Source organism: Luteibacter sp. W1I16, assembly GCF_050434905.1.
In the GTDB taxonomy this organism is placed as follows: Bacteria; Pseudomonadota; Gammaproteobacteria; order Xanthomonadales; family Rhodanobacteraceae; genus Luteibacter.
Genome location: NZ_JBNDJJ010000001.1, coordinates 691475 through 712406, shown reverse-complemented (window position 1 = coordinate 712406; position 20932 = coordinate 691475). Strand labels below are relative to the sequence as shown.

Below are 20932 nucleotides of genomic sequence, written 5' to 3'. Positions count from 1 at the left end.
TTACCGCTCGTTCGGTTGCAGTGCACAGCTTCGTTCGCTCGACATAGGTGGCGAATCGCGGGCCAGCCCGCTTCCCACCCGGGTGCGGGGATTCACACGGAATGGCTTGCCCCCGGTCGCGGGTGTTGCTCTTGCCACACGACCCCTCAGTGCCCGGAAGAGCCGTTGGCCGCCACCCTCGGCGCGACGAGGGTGGCGGCCGACGGCTCTGCCCCACACTCCAACGCGAGGGCGAAGCCGAGCCCGAGCCCTCCCGAGATGAAGCGGGATGCCGCTACCGCTGCCCCGAGCGGCATACATCCGCCTGGGCCGGATAGCGCTCCACGCACCACGCCACCCACTTGCGCGTGCTTTGCTTGCGCTGGCTGGGAAGCAGGTGGCCGTTCTGGGGGCCCATGGTGAAACCGGTGAGTTCCGTCAGCACGGCTTCGAGGCCGTCGTGTACGTACCAGGGTTTGTACTGGCGTTCCGCACGTCCGCCCGAGCGGTGTATCCAGATCGACTGTTCCGGCAGGCGCCGGCCGTCGCCGAGGTGCGCGATGATGTAGGGCACGCCGGCCCTGCCGAGTCGCAACAACTGGTTGAACGCCCGGTCCTCGCTCGCCGCGTCCTTCGTCGTGTCGTCGACCAAGCGAGCGACACGGGGCGCGAGGTCTTCCATCGGTCCCGGCCCGGCATCTTCCGCCGAGGCGATGGATGCCGCGACGAGAAGAGCGAGGGCGAGGACGGAAGGCTTCATGGCATCAGGCGTTGCCGCGGAAGAAAGGATAGGGAGCGAGGAAGATCAACCAGATCATCAGCACGATGCCGATGTATTTCACGACGCGGAACAGCTTCGGATTCGCCTTCTTGAACTTGCGCGTGCTCTCGCGACCGCGCTTGTTCAGCGCGAACATGCGATTGACGAAGCCCACCTGTTCATCGCCGTCGTCGCTGTTGGGCGAGGCCGTGATCGAACCCATGAAGGCGCCGACGCGTTTGTTGATCGCGGTCATCAGGCCGCTTTTCAGCGGACGCTCCACGTCGGCGAAGAGGATGACGCGGGTCTGGTCGGTGCGGTTCTCCGCCCAGTGCACGTAGGTCTCGTCGAAGACCACGTCCTTGCCATCGCGCCATGCATGCATTTCACCATCGACGAAGATGCGGCACTCGTCCGAATTGGGTGTGATGAGGCCGAGGTGGTAGCGCAGTGAGCCGGCGAAGGGATCGCGGTGCGGATTGAGCTTGCTGCCCGGAGGAAGCAGGGCGAACATCGCCGCCTTCACGCTCGGGATCGAGTTCAGCAGCTTCACGGTTTCCGGACACAGCGCTTCGGCGGAGGCGAGCGGTTCGCCATACCATTTCAGGTAGAAGCGCTTCCAGCCCTGCTTGAAGAAGGAGTTGAAGGAGGCGTCGTTGTGCTTTTCGGCCGAGCGGATGAAGCCCTCGTCGAACAGGTGCATGGCTTCCTGGCGGATCGCCTGCCAGTTGGCCTGCAGCAGGTCGAGCTGCGGGAAGCCGCGGCGATCGAGGATCGGCCGCGCGGGCACGGCGGAGAAGGCGTACATCAACAGGTTGTACGGCGCGAAGATCGCCGAATGGTCCACCAGCTGGCGGTCGAAGCGCAGGCGCGAGCGGCCGCGCAGGTGCACCAGCAGCACGCACAGCGTGAACAGGATCAGCACGTACAGGACGATGAAGCGGGGCCCGAGGAAATTCATGGGTTGGACTCGAGGGGGACGGGCGATACATACGGCCCCGGAAGGCCCGTATCAACGCCGGTAGGATACTCCGGGCTCAGTGCCCGAGCACGTGGGCCGCGCCACCGCCCGGCCGCCAGGCGCGCTGGAAGGCCTTGTCCAGCCAGTTGACGGCGATGCGGACGGCCGCGTGCGGCGATTTGCCCTTGGCCAGCTCGGCGGCCACCGCGGAGGCCAGGGTGCAGCCGCTGCCATGGCCCTCGAAAGGCAGGCGCGGGTGGCGGATCTCGATCACGCCGTCAGCGTCGTAGTAACGATCGACGATCTCGCGCCCCTTGGCGTGGCCGCCCTTGAGCAAGACGCCTTGTGCGCCCAGGGCGAGCAGGTCGGCGCCCGCCGCGTCGATGTCGCGCCCGAGCGGCCGTCCGAGCAGGGCTTCGGCTTCGGGCAGGTTGGGCGTGATTACGTCGGCCAGCGGAATCAGCCCGCCGATCAGCGCGTCGAGCGCATCTTCATCGAGCAGCCGGGCGCCGCTCGTGGCCAGCATGACCGGATCGACGACGAGCCACGCCGGTTTGCGCCGGCGCATTTCCGACGCCACGAGGCGAGTCATCGCGGCGCTGCCGAGCATCCCGGTCTTGACCGCCGCGATGGGGAAGTCGTCGAAGACGGCGTCGAGCTGGCTGCGGACGTGGGCGAGGGGAAGCGTATGGACGGCACTTACCCCGCGCGTGTTCTGCGAAGTGACCGCGGTGATGGCGGTGAGGCCATGGGTGCCGCGTGCATGGAATGTTTTCAGGTCGGCCTGGATGCCGGCACCACCACCGGAATCGGAGCCGGCGATGGTGAGAGTGTTGGGAATAGGCATGCGCATGGGTCGAGGATAAAGGCGCGGTCGGCATGCCCGCGCCTTTGGGAGCAACCTATAACGCTTCGGACGCGAAGTCGGCCAGCCTCGAACGCTCGCCCCGCTTCAACGTGATATGCCCCGAATGGGCCCACATCTTGAAACGGTCCACCGCATAGGTGAGTCCTGACGTGGTTTCGGTGAGGTAGGGTGTGTCGATCTGCTCCACGTTGCCCAGGCACACGATCTTCGTGCCGGGGCCGGCCCGGGTGATAAGGGTCTTCATCTGTTTCGGCGTGAGGTTCTGCGCCTCGTCGATGATGAGGTAACGGCTGAGGAAGGTGCGGCCGCGCATGAAGTTCAAGGAGCGGATCTTCACACGGGACGCCAGCAGGTCGTTGGTGGCCTGCCGGCCCCACGAACCGCCTTCTTCCGGATTGGCGAGCACTTCCAGGTTGTCCGTCAGCGCCCCCATCCACGGCGTCATCTTCTCTTCTTCCGTACCGGGCAGGAAGCCGATGTCCTCGCCGACCGACACCGTGGCGCGCGTCATGATGATCTCGCGGTAGCGCTGCTGGTCCATCACCTGGGCGAGTCCCGCGGCAAGGGCGAGCAGCGTCTTGCCCGTGCCTGCGGTACCGAGCAGGGTGACGAAGTCGACATCCGGGTCCATCAGCAGGTTGAGTGCGAAGTTCTGCTCGCGATTGCGCGCGGCGATCCCCCACACGCCATGCGCTGCGTGGGTATGGTCGTCGAGCAACACGAGCCGGGCCTTGCGCGCATCCTCGTCGCCAAATAGTTCGAGCACGCGCAGCTCGACGTCGTTCTCGCCGGGCATGTACAGGCACTGGTTCGGATACCAGAGCTCGTCGTCGCGGACGCTCACTTCATAGAAGGTGCGGCCGCGCTCGTTCCACGAGCGCAGTTCAGGATGACGGCTCCAGAAATCTTCCGGCAATTCGTCGGAGCCCGTGAAGAGCAGGGCGAAATCGTCGAGTGCGCGATCGTTCTCGTAGTCTTCGGCGGTGATGCCGTAGATCGAGGCCTTTATGCGGAGGTTGATGTCCTTGGTGACAAGGATCACCGGGCGGTCGGGATACTGGTCGCGAAGGTCGACGACCGACGCGAGTATCTGGTTGTCGGCCTTGCCGTTGCCGTGGCTCGCGCGCTGCTGGAAGAACAGCCTTCCCACCGCGCCGCGCTTGAGCTTGATGCCTTGCGGATTGATCAGTTCGAGGCCATCGCGAAGGCCCTGGCCACCTCCGCCGCGCTCGATCAACTCGTTGAGGAAACGGCTTACCTGGCGGCCGTTGCGCGATACTTCCGAGCCGCCTTTCTTCTTGTCGTCCAGTTCCTCCAGCACCGTCATCGGTATGAAGACATCGTGTTCCTCGAAGCGGAACAACGACGTCGGGTCGTGCAGCAGCACGTTGGTGTCGAGGGCGTAGATGCGCTTGCTTCCGGTCATGCGGAAGTGACCTCATGCTGAGGTTGCAAGAACCGGCCGCACGGCGACGGCCGGGGGGAGATGCCGCATGACGCGGTGGGCGTCACGCGGTGGGAACACTCTCGAGCACGGCCTGCGCGTGGCCGGGAACCTTCACCCCGCGCCATTCCGTGTGGATCTTGCCGTCGGGATCGATGAGGAAGGTGCTGCGTACGACACCCATGTGGCGCTTGCCGTAGAGCACTTTCTCGTGGATGACGTCGAAGGCCTGGCACCAGACTTCGTCGGCGTCGGAAACGAGCGGGAAGGGGAGGTCATGCTTGGCGGCGAAGTTCGCGTGCGACCGCACCGAATCGCGGGAGACGCCGATCACTTCGGCATGCCTGGCCCGGAACGGGGCATAGAGGTCGCGGAAATCCTTCGCCTCGTTCGTGCAACCGGGCGTGTTGTCCTTCGGGTAGAAGAACACCACCACCCACTGTCCCTTGAGCGATGAAAGGGACAGGGTCGAACCGTCGCCGAGCGTACCTTCGAGTTTGGGGAGCTTCTTGCCCTTGGAGATCATGCGTACGTCTGCTGCTCCGTTCGGATCAGAATTTCACGGGGTCCATGATGGCGTCGAGGTTGAGGCCATCGCACAGTTCGAGGAAATCGTCGCGCAAGGCGGCGATGTGTGTTTCCGAGGGGATGCCGATGGTGATCTGCGCCTGGAACATCTCGGCGCCGGTCTGCATCGCCTGGTAACGCATGGATGAGAGTTGCTCCACGCTGATGTCGCGCCGCGAAAAGAATTCGATGATCTTCACGAGGATGCCCGGCCGGTCTGCCGCGATCACCTCGACCAGGTAGGGCAGCAGGTGGGCCGTGGGCTCCCGCGGCGTGGTGCGGTAGTGGACGATCGGCAGTTCCTCGTCGCGGGCCAGCTTGCCCAGCGAGGTTTCCAGCTTCGCCACGGCGTCCCAGGCGCCGCTGGCCAGGAGCATCACCGAGGTGTCGTTGCCGATCGTGGAGACGCGGGCATCGGCCAGGTTGCAGCCGGAGTCCGCTATCCGCTTGGCCAGGGCCAGGATCGGCGCGCGATGCGCCGGCGACAGCGTCGAGATGAGGAGCTGGTTGTCCGTGGTGGCGCTGCGTACTGCGGAACGATTCAAGGCGGGAACTACCTATGGCGCGTCCCGCGGGGCGCGGAACCAACGCTTTGGGGCCAGCTTACTTGGCCGTGTCGCACGCTAGCAAGACACGGAGCGCTCACGGGCCGGAAAGGCGTCGAATGGACTCGCCCGAAACGCCCCGGTAACATGCGAACGGTTGATTACACAACGGGTTTCACCTTGGACATCTCCGGAAGCATCACCGCGTTGGCGACGCCCTTCGCCGCGGACGGCTCCCTCGACCTGGACGCGTTCGGCCGGCTGCTCGACCAGCAGCTCGCTGGTGGCACGCAGGCGGTGGTCGTGGCCGGCTCCACGGGCGAATCGCATTTTCTCGAGCACGACGAATACGAGCGCCTGCTCGCGTTCGCGGTGAAGCACGTAGGCAAGCGCGTTCCGGTCATCGCCGGTACCGGCGAAGCGGGCACGGCGAAGACCATCGCCACCACGCGGCGGGCGAAGGCGCTGGGCGCCGATGCGGCCCTGGTGGTGGCACCCTTCTACGTGCGACCCACGCAGGAAGGCCTGCGCCGGCATTTCGTCGCCGTGGCCGACCAGGGTGGCTTGCCCGTCATCCTCTACAACGTGCCTCCGCGCACGGGCTGCGACATCGCTCCGGAGACCGTGGCGGTGCTGCGCGACCATCCCGGGATCATCGGTATCAAGGAGGCGCGCGGCGATGCCGGGCGCATCCAGGCGCTCGCGGAACTTATCCGCGCCGATTTCGTCTACCTCAGCGGCGACGACGGCTCGGCTCACGAGGCCATGCTGGCGGGCGCCGCGGGAACGATCTCCGTCGTGGCCAATCTCGTTCCGGAAGCCTTCCGCGCCCTGTGCGATGCCGCCCGTTCAGGCGATGCCGCCCGGACCGCGAGGGAAACGGCGCGGCTGGCCCCGCTGATCGAGGCCTTGAACTGCGCGCCGAATCCGATTCCGGTGAAGGCCGGCCTGGCGGCCCTGGGGCTCGGTTCAGCCGCCCCGCGGCTGCCGCTGGTCGAACTGGAACCGGGCCCGGCATTGGCGAACCTGCGCGAAACCCTCGCCGCTCTGGCACCATTGGCGTCTGCCGCCTGAAGCAACCTTCTCAACGGAACCCTAAGTTCATGAAGAAAACCTCGTACGCGCTGGTCGTCCCGGCACTGCTCCTGTCCGTCCTGGTCGTCTCCGGTTGCGGCGCGTTCCGCTCCACGAAGGATTGGGAAAGGGCACAGCAGGAAGCCCCGCTGGAAATTCCGCCGGGCCTGGATACGCCGTCCACCAGCGCCGCGCTGGTCATTCCTGACGTCGGCTCGGGCGCCCCCGGTGCCGCGGGCCAGGGTGCCGCACCGGTGTCGGATGGTTTCGTCCTCACGGATGATCCGGATGCCGCCTACCGCCGCATCGGCGAGTTGATCAGTGTCGGCGATCTCGGCACCGTCCTTTCGCACGACGACACGGCACGCTCGTACCAGATCGCCGCGAGCCGCGGCAAGCCGGAGAGCCGCCCGGGCCTGTTCCGGCGCATGTTCGGTGGCGGCAAGAACGCCGACCAGGATGCCAAGGACGCGCCGGCCTCGGCCAAGGGCACCAACCGTACCGTCGTGCTGGCGATCACCCCGAGCGGTACCGGCAGTGAAGTCCGCGCGCAGGGCGACGCCGATGGCGTCCGCCGCGTGATCGATGCGCTGAAGTCCCGGATGGGCAGCAAGTAAGCCTCTAGCCCTCCCCAAAAACGCCGCCTCCGGGCGGCGTTTTTTTTGAAGCAAAACCCCGGTGGCCTGGTGGGAGCCGACCCTGTCGGCGATCCCGCGGCAGCGGGCCAGGTCGAGGCAACATGGTGGGAGCCGACCTTGTCGGCGATCCCGCGGCAGCGGGCCAGGTCGAGGCAACATGGTGGGAGCCGACCTTGTCGGCGATCCCGCGGCAGCGGGCCGGCCAGAGGCAAGCACCCGATCGCCCACAAGGTCCGCCCCCACCAAAGGGCGTCGGTTGCCGGATCGGCGCCTCATGTTCCTACGACCGATGCCATATGGCCCCCGCCGCATATCGGCGACAGACTGCTTTCAACGAAACGGACGTCGTCGGACAGGTGCGGCGTCCGCCGCGATTTGGCATGCCATGCCGAAACCGAGGAGGGAGTCATGGAAGACACGAACGAGCAGCTATCGTCCCGGCTGAGCGAAGTCGAACGGGTGGTGGAACAGTTGGTCGAGCGAACCAATGCGATCACTCCGGCGGAGGTGACGGGTGGGATGGCCGCCCAATCCACGGAATCCATCGGTACGAACTGGATTTCCATCCCATGGATCACGGCGGCGCCACCGCCTCCGCCACCCCCACCCCCGCCGCCACCGCCACCGCCGCCACCGCCGCCGCCGCCGCCCCCGCCGCCGCCGCCTACGTCCGCACCAACGCCGCCTCCAGGACCGTTGCCGACGCCGCGGCCACCTGTGAGTTCGGGCTATTGCACCGCGTGTGGCAACGCGGTGCAGGCAGGATGGGTCTACTGCGGATATTGCGGCACCAAGTTGTAGCAACGGACCGGGTTGGCGCTCCGTACGGGGCGCCTTCCTTCAAGAGGAGTTCGAGACATGGATGTGATGACCGTGCGCGCCTGGCGCGTGCTTTGCTGCTTGTTGCTCGCCGTTCTTACCGCGTGTGCCTCGGCACCGCCACGTCTTCCCTCGCCACTGGCACCACCATCGGCCGCGTCCGTCCTGTCGCGAGGCGCAGTCGCGCCGCAGAACACGAACGACGAGGAGGGACGGAACATGGCCGTGCTGTTCCAGGGCCTCTACGCCCTGACTCCGGCCGATTGCGGTAGCGGCCGTCCCGCATTCCACTGTTCGGGCGTGCTCTTGCGTGGCGGCCAGTACTCCACGGCTTTCGGCGTGTGGAATCCCAACCCGAATAGTCCGAAGGTGGGTGGCGTGTCGTTCTCGTGGCTGCGCCAGGACGCCCGGTTCGGCAAGCTCGCCTATGGCTACGACGCGGGCTTCCTGTTCGCGCCCACGGACTATCAGGGAGCGTTCCCCTATTACCCGATCGACGTGCTTTGCGCTTATCCGATCGACGCGAATTCCGACGCGCGCAGCGCTTTCGGCTGTGGTGCCAATAGCCGCCACCCTGCCACGAGCGGGCCCTGCCAGGCCCAGAACATCACGACCTCATCGGCTTGGCTCAATCACTACCGCCAGGTCACCGACTACCCCAACGCACACCAATGCGGGTTCACGACGAAGGCGGGAACCGCCGACGCCGCCGTGGTATTCGCCTTGTTGCCATCGGCGATGAGCGGCCTGGGTTCGGTCTCGTTCCAGACGCAGAACGAACTGATTGTCGCCGAGTGGCCGCAGAACATCGTCGGAACCATCCCGCTCGCTGCTTTCTTCTACGCCGGCGGCGGCAACGGGCTGCCATCCGCGCAAGGAATGCAACGGGATTTCATCCGTGCCGGCGGCCCCTGGCGGCCCGTCCTGCGCATGACATTGCCAGCCAATGCGAGTGCGCAGGCGTCATTCGATTACCTGCCCGGAGAACAGGCGGTGCCTTGAAACACGGCATTCCCGGGCCTTGCATGAACTCCACCAAGGAAGGAGAGGGACGTGAAACGATACGGAAGTCTGAGCGTGCGAAACGTGTTGCTTGGGCTCGCCCTTGCCATGCTGGCTGGCTGTGCCGGCGTCTCCCCCTCGGGAGATCGAGGTCCGGCGGACATCGGCTTCACGCCCGCATCCCGGGCGGAGGTCCGGGGCGCGCACGATGTCGAGGGTGCGACCGCCGCCGCGCACTTGCAGAATCGTTACGACGATGCCGTGGTGGATTGTCGAAAAAATGCCGACGATCCCAGCCCCTTGCCCGCGGTCCTGTGCTCGGGCGTGCTGTTGCGTGCCACCAAACGCGGCGCGGGGTTCGATATCTGGAACCCCAATCTGACGAACCCGCAACCGAACGGTGTGTCGTTCTCATGGCTGCGGAAGGATCATACGTTCACGAAGTTGGCCTACACCCTTTCCGATGGCTTCATCATCTTGCCGCACTTCTTCGCCGACGATCCGTCCGATGGTTATACGCAATTGAATGTGCTGTGCGCGTTTCCCATGGACGGTGGGACGGACTCCAGGCGATCCGCCGAGAACGACGGCTGCGGCCCCGTCCCCGGCATCGCCAACACGGGCCCTTGCCAGGCACAGGGAATCACCACGAGTTCCCAATGGATGGCTCGGTTCGGCAATGGCACCTTTTACCAGCGCCTGTGCGGCTTCACCATGAAGCGGGGTACCAGCATGGCCTACGCCGTGTTCGCGCAGATGGCGCTCATCCGGACGGCGCTCGGTGCGACGGCCTTACCTATACAGAACGAGATAAAGGTGGGGGCCTGGCCCCAGAACGACAGCCATATCCCTCTGGAAGCCTTCTTCTTCCTTTCCGGAGATGCGGCCGGGTTGAGCGCGGCGAAGCTGAACCAGCAGGATTTTCAGGCTCGCTTCAACCGGTGGGCGCCGGTCGTCCGCTTGACGCTTCCCACGGTGATGCACGGGCCGGCGTCATTCGTGTACGACGTATCGGACCAGGCCATTCCGTGAAGAACCAAAAAAGGCCCCTCGGGGCCTTTTTCACGCCCGGGGTATCAACGCTCGAGCATATCCAGCTTGCCGGGCTTGTTTTCCCAGTCCTTCGCATCGGGAAGGCCTTCCTTGCGCTCGGTGATCACCGGCCATGCCTTCGAGAGGTCGGCATTGAGCGCGACGAAGGCCTCTTGCCCGGCGGGGACGTCGTCCTCGGGGTAGATGGCGTTGATCGGGCATTCCGGCTCACACAGGGTGCAGTCGATGCACTCGTCCGGATTGATCACGAGGAAATTCGGGCCTTCGTGGAAGGCGTCCACGGGACAGACCTCGACGCAGTCCGTGTATTTGCACTTGATGCAGTTGTCGGTGACGACAAAGGTCATGCGAACGGTTCGACGCCGGAAGGAAAGTGGCGCTCCCTACGAGGTTCGAACTCGTGTTCCCGCCTTGAGAGGGCGGTGTCCTGGACCACTAGACGAAGGGAGCGGGTCGTACCGGGGGTACGAAGCGCGCTAGTATATCCAAATTCCGACGTCCGGCAATGACTTTATGGCCGCTCGTCGAACGGGGTCGAATTCGTTACATTGGCCCCATTCATCCCGACACCGCCCGCCGGTGGGGGCAGCTACTTGAACGGGCGCCGGAGCGCTCGCCAGGACCTCGATCGCTTGAATTCTGAAACCAGGAGTGACGTTTCGCCGGTACTGCGCATCATTCCGCGCGACCAGCACTCCATTTCCCGCAAGAACATCAGCAAGGCCGCGCTGCGCGTGCTGTATCGCCTGCACGACGCCGGTTTCGCGGCGTACCTCGTCGGCGGCGCCGTTCGCGACCTCCTGCTCGGCGGGCACCCTAAAGACTTCGACGTCGCCACCAACGCCACGCCGGAAGAGGTGAAGGGGCTGTTCCGCAATTGCCGCCTGATCGGCCGGCGCTTCCGGCTCGCCCACGTGGTGTTCGGGCCCGAGATCATCGAGGTGGCGACCTTCCGCGGCACGGGTGAAGAGGGCGGCGACGGCGACCGCCACATCGTCGACGGGCGGATCGTCCGCGACAATATCTGGGGATCGATCGAGGAAGACGCGGTCCGTCGCGATTTCCGGGTCAATGCCCTTTACTACGACATCGCCGACTTCAGTGTGCGCGACTACGTCGGCGGCATGCGCGACCTCGAAGACCGCTCGATGCGGCTCATCGGCGATCCAGAGCAGCGCTACCGGGAAGACCCGGTGCGCATGCTGCGTGCGGCGCGGCTGGCCGCCAAGCTCGATTTCAACATCGATCCCGCGGCGTTGGCGCCGTTCGCCACCTTGGGCAACCTCTTGGGCGAAGCCGCCCCGGCGCGGCTGTTCGACGAGTCGCTGAAGCTGTTCCTCGCCGGCCACGGCCTGAAGAGTTTCAGGATGCTCGAGGCCTGCGGCTTGTTGAAATTCCTGTTCCCGGCCACCGCGCGGGCCCTGGAACGGGGCGACCACGCACTTCGGGCACTGGTGGAGCAGGGCCTCGCCAACACCGATGCGCGCATCGCCGAGGGGAAGTCGGTCACGCCCGCCTTCCTCTATGCGGTGCTCCTGTGGGGCGAAGTACGCGACCAGGCCCATGGATGGATGGCCCAGGGGTACGACGCCAACGAGGCATGGCAACGCGCCGCCGTGCACGTCGTCGGCGAGCAATGTCAACGCGTGGCGATCCCGCGCCGCTTCACTTTCACGATGGAAGAGATCTGGGCCCTTCAGCCGCGCTTCGAGCAGATCCATCGCAAGCGCGTGTTCCGCCTGATGTCGCATCCGCGGTTCCGCGCCGCTTTCGACTTCCTGCTGCTCCGTGCGCACGAATCGGCCGGCATGCGCGAACTCGGCGAGTGGTGGGCGCACGCCCAGCAGCTGCCGCCGGAAATGCTCGCGGCGGCCCTGGGTGGCGGTGGCGTGCCGGCTCATGAGACGGCCGTGGCGAGTTCCGCGCCCGCCCGCAAGCGTCGCCGCCGGCGCAAGCCCGTGGGGCGCGGTAAAGGCGACCCGGGCGGCGCGTGAGCGTTCGCGCATCGATCGGCCTGGGTGGGAATCTGGGCGATGTCCGGCAGCGGCTCGATGCGGCCATCGGCCACCTGGCCGCGCAGCCCGGCATCGTGCTTGCCGGGAGTTCCCGGTTCTATCGCACGCCTCCATGGGGCCTCGTGGAACAACCCGACTTCGTCAACGCGGCCATCGCGGTGGACACCACGTTGCCGCCGCATGCCTTGCTGGATGTCTTGCTCGAAACCGAACGGGACTTCGGCCGCGTGCGTGACGGCGAGCGTTGGGGGCCGCGCACGCTCGACCTGGACCTGCTCCTCTACGGCGACCTCGTGCTGGACGACGCCCGGCTGAGCCTGCCGCATCCGCGGATGGCCGAACGGGCTTTCGTCCTGTTGCCACTGGCCGATCTCGACCCCGGGCTGCTCGTGCCGGGGCAGGGACGCGTGGGCGACCTGCTGAAGGCGGTGGAAACCGGGGAGTGCGCGGTCCTTCCCTAGGGCCCCGCGCGGAGAGTACGATCCAAGACGCCAGGACAGGCATCCCGTGGAGCGTTTATGGACGAACGTGGCGGCAAGACGATCTTCGTGCAGATCCCCGCGTACAGGGATCCCGAATTGATCCCCACCCTCATCGATATGATCGACCGGGCCCGACATCCCGCCCGTGTGCATGTCACCGTGTGCTGGCAGCACGATGAGAACGAGCGCAGTGAGGTTTTCGCCGCCGCGGGTTTCCGGGTGGAGACCAGCGTCTTCGAAGGCCGCCTGCGGCACCGCCTGCGTCGAGGCGAAACGATCGTCGACGTGCTCGACTACGCGATGCATGAATCGCGCGGTTGCGGCTGGGCGCGCGCGATGGCGCAGCGGGGCTTCAATGGCGAGGACTATACGTTGCAGCTCGATTCCCATCATCGTTTCGCCCGCCACTGGGACAGCGAACTGATCGACATCCTGGAGGGCGTCCGTTCGCCGCGGCGTCCGCATCCCGTGCTGGTGGCCCACCCTCCCGCGTATGTACCAGGCGAACATCACGTGGAGCCCTGCAACGAGGGCTATCAGATCGATTTCGTGGGCTTCGGCGGACTTGGCGTGGTACGCACGACGTCGACCACCATCGATTCTCCCGCGGGAAAAATGGCGCCCATCCCGGCGCGTTTCTTCAGTGGCGGATTCGCCTTCACCGATGGCAGCTTCGTGCGCGATGTGCCCGCGGATCCGGATCATTATTTCAACACCGAAGAGATCACGCTGGCGGTCCGCGCGTATACGCATGGCTATGACCTTTTCCATCCGCACCGGCATGTGGTGTGGCACTACTACGAAAGGGCCGATGCCCCGAAGATCTGGGACGACCAGCGTCTGGCGTTGAAGCGGGGCGAGACCGCGCTGGACGGAGCGGCTCTGGGCAAGCGTTCCATGTGGGCCGCCGAAGCGGCTTTCGGCATGCATGGAATGCCGGCCACGCCACCGCCGAGTTGGCTGGGCGGACGGCGCAGCCTGGCGGACTACGAACGCTACGCCGGTATTTCGTTCGCCCTGGGCCGGGCCACTCCGGAGGCGCTGGGCCGGGTCGAGCCTTCGGAGGCCGACCTGCACCTGGACGAGGCGGCGTGGCGGGCGCGCCTGTGCCCCGTACCCCCGGTTCCTTGAGATACCGCTCACGTAGGCGGACAATTCCGCTTTCACCCAACAAGGCGACAAGAGCGTGTACGTGGAAAAAAACGAGCGCACCGGCACGCAAGCCGGTGACCGTGCCGGGCCTCAAGGCGATGAAAGCCGATGGCCGGAAGATCGTGATGCTCACCGCCTACGACGCGAGTTTCGCCGCGCAACTGGAATCCGCCGGGGTCGACGTGGCCCTGGTCGGCGATTCGCTGGGCATGGTGGTGCAGGGCCGGTCGAGTACCTTGCCCGTCACGGTCGACGAGATGGTCTACCACACCGCGGCGGTCGCACGCGGCCTGTCATCGACCCTGCTGGTCGCCGACCTGCCGTTCATGAGCGACCGTGACCTTCCTTCGGCGATGGAGGCCTCGACCCGGCTCATCGCGCAGGGCGGCGCGGCCATGGTCAAGATCGAGGGCGCGGGACGCATCTGCGAGGTGATCGCCGCGCTGGCCGGGCGTGACATCCCGGTGTGCGCGCACCTTGGCCTCACCCCGCAGTCGGTGAACAAGTTCGGCGGCTACAAGGTCCAGGGCAAGACGCAAGATGCCGCCGACAAGCTGCTGACCGATGCCAGGGCCGTGGAGGCCGCCGGAGCCGACCTGCTCGTGCTCGAATGCGTGCCGGCCGCGCTGGCGGCGCGGATCACCGCTGAGCTTTCGATTCCGACGATCGGGATCGGCGCGGGCGTGGACTGCGACGGCCAGGTGCTGGTGGTGTACGACCTGCTCGGCCTGACTCCGGGCAAACGGCCCCGTTTTTCCAAGGATTTCCTCGCCGGACGCGATTCCATCCAGGGCGCCATCGGCGCCTACGTCGAGGACGTGCGCGAGAAGCGCTTCCCCGCCGTCGAGCACAGCTTCACCTGAGGGCACCACCATGCAGACCGTCACCGATGCGGCGGCTATCCGCGCCGCGATCCGCGGCTGGCGCGCCGCCGGCCAGAACGTCGGCTTTGTGCCAACCATGGGCAACCTGCACGCGGGCCATCATTCGCTGCTGAAGCTCGCCCGCGCGCGCGCCGACCGGGTCGTCGCCAGCGTTTTCGTGAATCCGACCCAGTTCGGTCCCGGAGAGGACTTCGAACGCTACCCGCGCACCCTGGCCCAGGACCAGGCGGGCTTGGCGGAAGCCGGCTGCGACATCCTCTTCGCCCCGGAAGTGGCCACTTTGTATCCCTTTGGTCCCGCGGCGAGCGTCAGCATCCACGTCCCGGTCGTCACCGATACCCTGGAAGGCGCCCATCGTCCGGGCCATTTCGATGGCGTGGCGACCGTGGTCGCCAAGCTGTTCAGCCTGGTCCAGCCTGACATCGCGGTGTTCGGCCAGAAGGATTTCCAGCAGCTGAAAGTCATCGAGCGGATGGTGGCGGACCTCTCGCTCTCGGTGAAGGTGATGTCCGCGCCCACGCTGCGCGACGAGGATGGCCTGGCGCTGAGTTCACGCAACCAGTACCTGTCCGCGCAGGAGCGGGCGCGGGCGCCGCAGGTCTACGCCACGCTCGTGCAGATGCGTGAGCTTTTTCGCCAGGGCCACGCCTGGCAGGCGCTGGAGCAGGCGGCGAAGGCGCGCCTGGAGCGGGCGGGCTTCGTGCCCGACTACGTGGCCATCCGCCGCGCCGAGGACCTGACCGAACCCGGTCCCGCCGAGCGGGAAGGCCTAGTGGCGCTGGTCGCCGCCCGGCTCGGAGCCACCCGCCTGATCGACAACCTGCCTTTCGACTGAATCCTTTCACAAACGGGGACTTGCGTTTCCGAGCGCGGTCCCCCATAAAGCGCACCGACAGAGGAAGCCCTCACGACGGACGGGCGACCCTCCGTTAGAATGGGCGTTTTTGTAATCGACGAACCCCAGAGACCGCCATGCACCTCAACATGCTCAAGTGCAAGATCCACCGGGCCACGGTGACTCACGCCGAGCTGAACTACGAAGGTTCCATCGCCATCGACGGCAACCTGCTCGATGCCGCGGGTATCCGCGAGTACGAGCAGATCCACGCGTGGAACATCAACAACGGTGAGCGCTTCGTCACCTACGCGCTGCGTGCGGAAGAGGGCTCAGGCATCATCTCGGTGAACGGAAGCGCGGCGCGCCGCGTTTCGACGGGCGACCTGGTGATCATCGCCGCCTTCGTCGGACTGTCCGAAGCGGAAATGGCCAAGTACCAGCCGGACCTCGTGTACGTCGATGCGAACAACCGCATCACGCATACGAACCACTCGATTCCGAAGCAGGCCGCCTGAGGCCAGCTTGGCATCGCCGACAGGGTCGGCTCCCACCAGGTCACGACCACCCTGTGCACGACCACCCTGTGCACGAGCACCCTGTGCACGAGCACCCTGTGGGAGCCGGCTACGCCGGCGATGCTCTTTGCCCGTGGTGGGAGCCGACCCTGTCGGCGATGCTCTCCCACCAGTCGCCGCCCCACCACGCAACATCCATACAATCCACTTACGCTGCACTGCGGTAACATCGCCGCTTCCCCCTCCGTTGCAGCCAAGTGGAAGCCATGGAATCAAAGCACGCACCGTTGCCCTCGTTCGAGGAGCACGCCTCCCGCCTCGCCAAGACCACCCTTCGCGATCTCGTCCAGGATGAAGCCCGCGGTGAGCGTCTGCGCCGTCGCATGGGCCCGATCCTCCTCGACGTATCGCGGCAGAAGCTCGACATCGCCGCGCTCGACGCGGTAGGCGAATACATCGAGGGCACCGGCTGGAAGGCCGCCCGCGACGCCATGTTCGCCGGCAAGCACATCAATACCTCCGAAGATCGCGCCGTCCTGCACACCGCCCTGCGTGGTGGTGCGTCGCGCCATCCGGCGGCTCCGGCCGAGGTCCGCAAGGACGTCGCCGACGCACTCGACAAGATGGAACTCCTCGTCAACGCCGTGCACAAGGGCGAAGGCGAATCGGTGGGCCTGATCGGTCGCGTCACCGACGTGGTGAACATCGGCATCGGCGGGTCGGACCTGGGGCCGCGCCTGGCCGTGCATGCGCTGGAGCAGTTCCACGTCAAGGGCATCGCCAGCCACTTCCTCACCAACGTGGACGGCCAGGCCGCCTACGACCTGATGAAGAAGCTCGACCCGGCGCACACGCTGGTGATCCTGGTTTCCAAGAGCTTCAACACGCAGGAAACGCTGCTGAATGGCGGTGTCTTCCGCAACTGGATACTGAAGGCCAACGGCGGTGATGAGGCGAAGACCTCCAAGCATTTCATCGCCGTGAGTTCCAACGACGAAGCCGTGCACAAATGGGGCGCCTCACAGGTGCTGCCCATGTGGGACTACGTCGGAGGACGCTTCTCCTTGTGGTCGGCCGTGGGTGCCTCGATCGCGTTCGCCATCGGCATGAAGGGGTTCCGCGAGTTGCTCGCCGGTGCCGCCGAAGCCGACGACCATTTCCTCACGGCGGAATGGAAGGACAATCTTCCGGTCCTGCTGACCATCGCCGAATTCTGGAACCGTAACATCCTCGGCCGCAGCAGCCGGGCGGTGGTTCCGTACGTCGACTCGCTGGCCGACCTGCCGTCGTACCTGCAGCAGTTGGAGATGGAAAGCCTTGGCAAGCATGTGCATCCGGATGACGGCAGCGAAGTGCGCCAGTCGACCGTGCCGGTGGTCTGGGGCAGCATCGGCACCAATGCGCAGCATGCGTACTTTCAGGCTTTGCACCAGGGCACGGATACGGTGCCGCTGGAGTTCATCGGCCTGGTGAAACCGGCGCATCCGCTGCGCGAGAACCACGACGTGCTGCTGTCGAACCTGCTTGCACAGGCGGCGGCGCTGTCTCTGGGCAAGACGTTCGACGAGGCACTGGCGGAAGCGAAAACCGGAACCGAGGAAGAGCGCCGCGCCCTGGCCGCGCAACGTACGTTCAAGGGTGACCGCCCGAGTACCGTGTTCATGCTCGATTCGCTTACGCCGCACTCGCTGGGCGCCTTGATCGCGCTGTACGAGCACAAGGTGTTCCTGCTGGGCCACCTGTGGGGCATCAACGCGTTCGACCAGTGGGGTGTGGAACTGGGCAAGGTCATCGCCAAGCAGATCTATCCATCGCTGAGCAACGACAAGGACGCTGGCAACCTGGCGCAGTTCGACGGTGCCACGCGTGCGCTGATTTCGGCGATCCGCGACCGGCGGTAAGCGAAGAGCATCGCCGGCAGGGTCGGCTTCGCCCAGAGCACGGCGTGATGTCCGGGGCCTGGTGGGAGCCGACCTTGTCGGCGATGGGTGCTTGCCTCAATCGGGCCCGCTGCCGCGGGATCGCCGACAAGGTCGGCTCCCACCAGGCCCCGAGCCCCGAGGCCCGAGCCTCGGACTTCGGACCTCGGACTTCAGACCTCGAGTGTCGCCAGGTCGCCCTTGTCTTCCAGCCATTGCTTGCGGTCGCCGGCGCGCTTCTTTGCCAGCAGCATGTCCATCAGCTTGTTGGTGCCATCGTCGGCTTCGATGGTGAGCTGAACGAGGCGACGCGTGTCCGGGTGGACGGTGGATTCACGCAGCTGCGCGGGATTCATCTCGCCCAGTCCCTTGAAGCGCGTGACACTGACGGCGCCCTTCATCTTCTCGCGCTCGACCTTTTCCAGCATCAGGCGTTTCTCTTCCTCGTCGAGGCAATAGAACACCTGCTTGCCCACGTCGACGCGGAAGAGCGGCGGCATGGCCACGAACACGTGGCCCTCGCGCACCAGCGAAGGGAAGTGGCGCAGGAACAATGCCGAGAGCAACGTGGCGATGTGCAGGCCGTCGGAGTCGGCATCGGCGAGGATTACCACCTTGCCGTAGCGCAGGCCGGAGAGATCGTCCTTGCCGGGATCGCAACCGATCGCCACGGCGAGGTCGTGCACTTCCTGCGATGCCAGCACCGCGCCTGACTCCACTTCCCAGGTATTGAGGATCTTGCCGCGCAACGGAAGGATCGCCTGGAAGTCCTTGTCGCGGGCCTGCTTGGCCGAGCCGCCCGCCGAATCGCCCTCGACGAGGAAGAGTTCGGTACGGGTGAGGTCGGTCGCCGCGCAGTCGGCGAGCTTGCCGGGCAGGGCGGGACCCTGGGTGATCTTCTTGCGCACCACCTGCTTGGCCGCCTTGAGGCGGGCGCTCGCTCGTTCGATGGCGAGCTGGGCGATCTTCTCGCCCGTGTCCACGTGCTGGTTGAGCCAGAGGCTGAAGGCGTCGTGCACCACGCCCTCCACGATGGCCGCGGCGCTGCGCGAGGAAAGGCGTTCTTTCGTCTGGCCAGCGAACTGCGCTTCCTGCAACTTCACGCTAAGGACGAAGGCCAGCCGTTCCCAGACGTCTTCCGGCGCCAGCTTCACGCCGCGCGGCAGCAGGTTGCGCAGGTCGCAGAACTCACGGATGGCGTTGGTGAGGCCCGAGCGCAGGCCGTTCACGTGCGTGCCGCCCTGCGCGGTGGGGATCAGGTTGACGTAGCTTTCCTGGACCAGTTCGCCTTCCGGCAGCCAGGCGAGGGCGACGTCGAGCGCGTCGGTTTCGCGAGAGAAATGTTTCACGAACAGTTCGGCGGGCAAGGACTCCGCACCCTGCAGTTCACCGCGCAGGTAATCCGGCAGGCCATCCTCGAAGTACCACTCCGTGGTTTCGCCGGAGGCTTCGTCGAGCAGGCGCACGGTGAGCCCGGCGCAAAGCACCGCCTTGGCGCGTAGCAGGTGCTTCAGCTTCGAGACGAGGATGCGCGGTGTATCGAAATACTTCGGGTCGGGCCAGAAGCGCAGCGTGGTGCCGGTCTTCTTCTTCGGGACGCTGCCGATCACCTCGAGATCGCTCGCGCGATCGCCGTTGGCGAAGCTCATCCGGTATTCCTGGGCATCGCGGCGGATGGTGACATCGACGCGCGTGGACAGCGCGTTGACCACCGAGACGCCCACGCCATGCAGGCCGCCGGAGAAGGCGTAGTTCTTGTTGGAGAACTTGCCGCCCGCGTGCAGGCGCGTGAGGATCAGTTCGACACCCGGGACCTTCTCTTCCGGATGGATGTCCACTGGCATGCCGCGGCCATCGTCGGTGACTTCGACCGAGCCATCGTTGAACACCGTGACTTCGATGGTCTTGGCATGTCCCGCGAGCGCCTCGTCGACCGAGTTGTCGATGACTTCCTGAGCGAGGTGGTTCGGTCGCGAGGTGTCCGTGTACATGCCCGGCCGGCGCTTGACGGGGTCAAGGCCGCTGAGGACTTCGATGTCTGAGGCGTTGTAACGAGTATTCATGGTCTTCGCGGGTGTGACGTAGCCGGGCAGGATGGGGTCAGGTCCCCAGGATGGTCAAGCCTGGAAGATGCCTGTGTCATCCCGTGAGATTGGTGATCGGCATGTTCCCGGTACGGCGCATCCGATAGCCAACCCTGGTGGGAGCCGACCCTGTCGGCGATGGGTGCCTGCCTTGACCCGGCCCGCTGCCGCGGGATCGCCGACAGGGTCGGCTCCCACCAGAGAGGAAGGCCGCCCGGGTCGGGCGGGCACCGAGGGTTAGATCGGCGCGCAGTGCCATTCCAGCCATTCGCGGTCGGCACCGTCGAGCAGTGGGGACAATGCCGCGCGGACGGTGGCGTGGTAATCGTCCAGCCACGCGCGTTCCGAAGGCTCCAGGAGGCGGGGCTCCAGGCCTCGGCGGTCGAACGGGCAGAGCGTCAGCGTCTCGAAGGCCAGGAATTCGCCGAACTCGGTCGAGTCGGCCTGGGTCACCACGGCCAGGTTTTCGTGGCGGATGCCGTAACGGCCCGTTTTATAGAGGCCGGGCTCGATCGAAGTGATCATTCCCGTCTCCAGCGGCACCAGCGCGCCCCCCGCCACGGGTGGCCGGATGCCGTGCGGACCCTCATGCACGTTCAGGAAGTAACCCACGCCGTGGCCCGTGCCGTGGCCGAAGTCCATGCCCGCGGCCCAGAGCGGGGCACGGGCGAGGGCGTCGAGCTGTGGGCCGCTGGCGCCCTTGGGAAAGCGGGCGCGCGACAGCGCGATCATGCCTTTCAGGACCAGGGTCGAATCGCGACGTTGTTCATCGGTGACGGGCCCCAGCGCGAGCACTCGCGTGATGTCGGTGGTTCCGCCGAGGTACTGGCCACCGGAGTCGACCAGGAGCAGTCCCTTGGCGGCGAGCGGGCTGAACGAGGCTTCGGTGGCGCGGTAATGCGGCAGGGCACCGTTGGCCTGGTAGCCGGCGATGGTGGAGAAGCTCTCGCCCACGAACCCGGCCTGCGCCTCGCGCGCGGCTCGCACGATCGTGTCGACGTCCAGTTCCGTCAATGCCTGGCCGGCGGCGAGCCCCGCCTCGATGCGCCGGAACGCGCGGGCAAGCGCGGCGCCATCGCGACGCATCACGTCGCGGATGTGGTCCAGTTCCTCCGCGGTCTTGCGCGCCTTCTGCGCGGTCGACGGGTGCGGCGCGCGCACCTGCTTCACGCTGGCGGGCAGCCCTTCCAGCACGGACACGACGACACGGCCGGCGTCGTACATCAGCGCCGCGTCGTCGGGCAGCGCGGCGATCGCCGAGGCGGCCGTGCCGTAATCGGCCAGGGCGATGCCATCGCCGGCCAGGGGCGGCCTTCAGCGCGGAGGGCACCTT

At 66.1% G+C, this 20932-nt stretch carries 21 protein-coding genes and 1 tRNA gene; 12 read left to right on the top strand and 10 right to left on the bottom strand.

The window, feature by feature from the left end; genetic code table 11:
- Positions 1-274 precede the first annotated feature (274 nt).
- The 6 genes from QFZ41_RS03165 to QFZ41_RS03140 all read right to left on the bottom strand — a co-directional run bounded on the left by QFZ41_RS03165 (position 275) and on the right by QFZ41_RS03140 (position 5124).
- Positions 275-739, bottom strand: a complete 465-nt coding sequence (locus QFZ41_RS03165) for a hypothetical protein (protein ID WP_429197416.1) — start codon at positions 737-739, stop codon at positions 275-277.
- A 4-nt stretch (positions 740-743) separates the two neighbouring features.
- The gene (locus QFZ41_RS03160; RefSeq protein ID WP_429197415.1) at positions 744-1700 is read right to left on the bottom strand and encodes an aspartyl/asparaginyl beta-hydroxylase domain-containing protein; all 957 of its coding nucleotides are present in this window, start codon (positions 1698-1700) and stop codon (positions 744-746) included.
- Positions 1701-1776: 76 nt separating this feature from the next.
- Complete coding sequence (gene thiD / locus QFZ41_RS03155) at positions 1777-2553, bottom strand: bifunctional hydroxymethylpyrimidine kinase/phosphomethylpyrimidine kinase (RefSeq protein WP_429197414.1); 777 nt, start codon at positions 2551-2553, stop codon at positions 1777-1779.
- Positions 2554-2602: 49 nt separating this feature from the next.
- The gene (locus tag QFZ41_RS03150) at positions 2603-3994 is read right to left on the bottom strand and encodes a PhoH family protein (protein WP_429197413.1); all 1392 of its coding nucleotides are present in this window, start codon (positions 3992-3994) and stop codon (positions 2603-2605) included.
- Between the two features lie 82 nt (positions 3995-4076).
- Positions 4077-4538, bottom strand: coding sequence for a peroxiredoxin (locus QFZ41_RS03145; RefSeq protein ID WP_429197412.1), 462 nt, complete (start codon positions 4536-4538; stop codon positions 4077-4079).
- A 25-nt stretch (positions 4539-4563) separates the two neighbouring features.
- Positions 4564-5124, bottom strand: coding sequence for a glycine cleavage system protein R (locus tag QFZ41_RS03140; RefSeq protein ID WP_306847788.1), 561 nt, complete (start codon positions 5122-5124; stop codon positions 4564-4566).
- A 180-nt stretch (positions 5125-5304) separates the two neighbouring features.
- Here QFZ41_RS03140 and dapA point away from each other — a divergent pair, with 180 nt between their 5' ends.
- The 5 genes from dapA (at position 5305) to QFZ41_RS03115 (ending at position 9689) form a co-directional block, all read left to right on the top strand.
- Positions 5305-6198: a 4-hydroxy-tetrahydrodipicolinate synthase gene (dapA, locus tag QFZ41_RS03135; protein ID WP_429197411.1), complete on the top strand. Its 894-nt coding sequence runs from the start codon at positions 5305-5307 to the stop codon at positions 6196-6198.
- Between the two features lie 29 nt (positions 6199-6227).
- A complete protein-coding gene (locus QFZ41_RS03130; RefSeq protein ID WP_429197410.1) occupies positions 6228-6815 on the top strand; it encodes a hypothetical protein in 588 nt (195 codons plus the stop codon).
- A gap of 429 nt (positions 6816-7244) precedes the next feature.
- On the top strand, positions 7245-7637 hold the full coding sequence (locus QFZ41_RS03125; protein WP_429197409.1) for a zinc-ribbon domain-containing protein: 393 nt from the start codon (positions 7245-7247) through the stop codon (positions 7635-7637).
- Between the two features lie 57 nt (positions 7638-7694).
- Positions 7695-8657 carry a hypothetical protein gene (locus QFZ41_RS03120; RefSeq protein WP_429197408.1) on the top strand — a complete coding sequence of 321 codons (963 nt, stop codon included), beginning with the start codon at positions 7695-7697 and terminating at the stop codon, positions 8655-8657.
- Positions 8658-8744: 87 nt separating this feature from the next.
- Positions 8745-9689, top strand: a complete 945-nt coding sequence (locus QFZ41_RS03115; protein ID WP_429197407.1) for a hypothetical protein — start codon at positions 8745-8747, stop codon at positions 9687-9689.
- A gap of 44 nt (positions 9690-9733) precedes the next feature.
- Here QFZ41_RS03115 and fdxA read toward each other — a convergent pair whose 3' ends face one another.
- Entirely contained in the window at positions 9734-10057 is a 324-nt protein-coding gene (gene fdxA / locus QFZ41_RS03110; RefSeq protein ID WP_429197406.1) for a ferredoxin FdxA, read from the bottom strand.
- Between the two features lie 27 nt (positions 10058-10084).
- Positions 10085-10160, bottom strand: a tRNA-Glu gene (locus QFZ41_RS03105).
- Between the two features lie 182 nt (positions 10161-10342).
- Here QFZ41_RS03105 and pcnB point away from each other — a divergent pair.
- The 7 genes from pcnB (at position 10343) to pgi (ending at position 17497) form a co-directional block, all read left to right on the top strand.
- A complete protein-coding gene (gene pcnB / locus QFZ41_RS03100; RefSeq protein WP_429197405.1) occupies positions 10343-11704 on the top strand; it encodes a polynucleotide adenylyltransferase PcnB in 1362 nt (453 codons plus the stop codon).
- The gene (gene folK / locus QFZ41_RS03095; protein WP_429197404.1) at positions 11701-12186 is read left to right on the top strand and encodes a 2-amino-4-hydroxy-6-hydroxymethyldihydropteridine diphosphokinase; all 486 of its coding nucleotides are present in this window, start codon (positions 11701-11703) and stop codon (positions 12184-12186) included. Before pcnB ends, folK begins: the two co-directional genes overlap by 4 nt.
- Positions 12187-12243: 57 nt before the next feature.
- Complete coding sequence (locus QFZ41_RS03090) at positions 12244-13338, top strand: GlcNAc-transferase family protein (RefSeq protein WP_429197403.1); 1095 nt, start codon at positions 12244-12246, stop codon at positions 13336-13338.
- Between the two features lie 95 nt (positions 13339-13433).
- Positions 13434-14222 (top strand): 3-methyl-2-oxobutanoate hydroxymethyltransferase, encoded by a 789-nt coding sequence (gene panB / locus QFZ41_RS03085; RefSeq protein ID WP_429197402.1) that lies wholly within the window; start codon positions 13434-13436, stop codon positions 14220-14222.
- Between the two features lie 10 nt (positions 14223-14232).
- The gene (gene panC / locus QFZ41_RS03080) at positions 14233-15078 is read left to right on the top strand and encodes a pantoate--beta-alanine ligase (RefSeq protein WP_429197401.1); all 846 of its coding nucleotides are present in this window, start codon (positions 14233-14235) and stop codon (positions 15076-15078) included.
- Positions 15079-15215: 137 nt separating this feature from the next.
- Positions 15216-15596, top strand: a complete 381-nt coding sequence (gene panD / locus QFZ41_RS03075) for an aspartate 1-decarboxylase (RefSeq protein ID WP_426287366.1) — start codon at positions 15216-15218, stop codon at positions 15594-15596.
- Between the two features lie 266 nt (positions 15597-15862).
- On the top strand, positions 15863-17497 hold the full coding sequence (gene pgi, locus QFZ41_RS03070; protein WP_429197400.1) for a glucose-6-phosphate isomerase: 1635 nt from the start codon (positions 15863-15865) through the stop codon (positions 17495-17497).
- Between the two features lie 191 nt (positions 17498-17688).
- Here pgi and parE read toward each other — a convergent pair whose 3' ends face one another.
- Together parE and QFZ41_RS03060 are read right to left on the bottom strand one after the other, a co-directional pair.
- Entirely contained in the window at positions 17689-19578 is a 1890-nt protein-coding gene (gene parE / locus QFZ41_RS03065; RefSeq protein ID WP_429197399.1) for a DNA topoisomerase IV subunit B, read from the bottom strand.
- Between the two features lie 258 nt (positions 19579-19836).
- Positions 19837-20823, bottom strand: a complete 987-nt coding sequence (locus QFZ41_RS03060; RefSeq protein ID WP_429197398.1) for a M24B family metallopeptidase — start codon at positions 20821-20823, stop codon at positions 19837-19839.
- Positions 20824-20932: the final 109 nt, after the last annotated feature.

Bases quoted from the DNA above. Each gene is read 5' to 3' on its own strand.
- QFZ41_RS03130 (WP_429197410.1), top strand. From the start codon at position 6,228: ATGAAGAAAACCTCGTACGCGCTGGTCGTCCCGGCACTGCTCCTGTCC.
- QFZ41_RS03145 (WP_429197412.1), bottom strand. From the start codon at position 4,538: ATGATCTCCAAGGGCAAGAAGCTCCCCAAACTCGAAGGTACGCTCGGC.
- pgi (WP_429197400.1), top strand. From the start codon at position 15,863: ATGGAATCAAAGCACGCACCGTTGCCCTCGTTCGAGGAGCACGCCTCC.
- panD (WP_426287366.1), top strand. From the start codon at position 15,216: ATGCACCTCAACATGCTCAAGTGCAAGATCCACCGGGCCACGGTGACT.
- QFZ41_RS03120 (WP_429197408.1), top strand. From the start codon at position 7,695: ATGGATGTGATGACCGTGCGCGCCTGGCGCGTGCTTTGCTGCTTGTTG.
- panC (WP_429197401.1), top strand. From the start codon at position 14,233: ATGCAGACCGTCACCGATGCGGCGGCTATCCGCGCCGCGATCCGCGGC.
- QFZ41_RS03160 (WP_429197415.1), bottom strand. From the start codon at position 1,700: ATGAATTTCCTCGGGCCCCGCTTCATCGTCCTGTACGTGCTGATCCTG.
- QFZ41_RS03060 (WP_429197398.1), bottom strand. From the start codon at position 20,823: ATGTACGACGCCGGCCGTGTCGTCGTGTCCGTGCTGGAAGGGCTGCCC.
- QFZ41_RS03125 (WP_429197409.1), top strand. From the start codon at position 7,245: ATGGAAGACACGAACGAGCAGCTATCGTCCCGGCTGAGCGAAGTCGAA.
- QFZ41_RS03090 (WP_429197403.1), top strand. From the start codon at position 12,244: ATGGACGAACGTGGCGGCAAGACGATCTTCGTGCAGATCCCCGCGTAC.
- parE (WP_429197399.1), bottom strand. From the start codon at position 19,578: ATGAATACTCGTTACAACGCCTCAGACATCGAAGTCCTCAGCGGCCTT.
- QFZ41_RS03165 (WP_429197416.1), bottom strand. From the start codon at position 739: ATGAAGCCTTCCGTCCTCGCCCTCGCTCTTCTCGTCGCGGCATCCATC.
- fdxA (WP_429197406.1), bottom strand. From the start codon at position 10,057: ATGACCTTTGTCGTCACCGACAACTGCATCAAGTGCAAATACACGGAC.
- thiD (WP_429197414.1), bottom strand. From the start codon at position 2,553: ATGCGCATGCCTATTCCCAACACTCTCACCATCGCCGGCTCCGATTCC.
- QFZ41_RS03150 (WP_429197413.1), bottom strand. From the start codon at position 3,994: ATGACCGGAAGCAAGCGCATCTACGCCCTCGACACCAACGTGCTGCTG.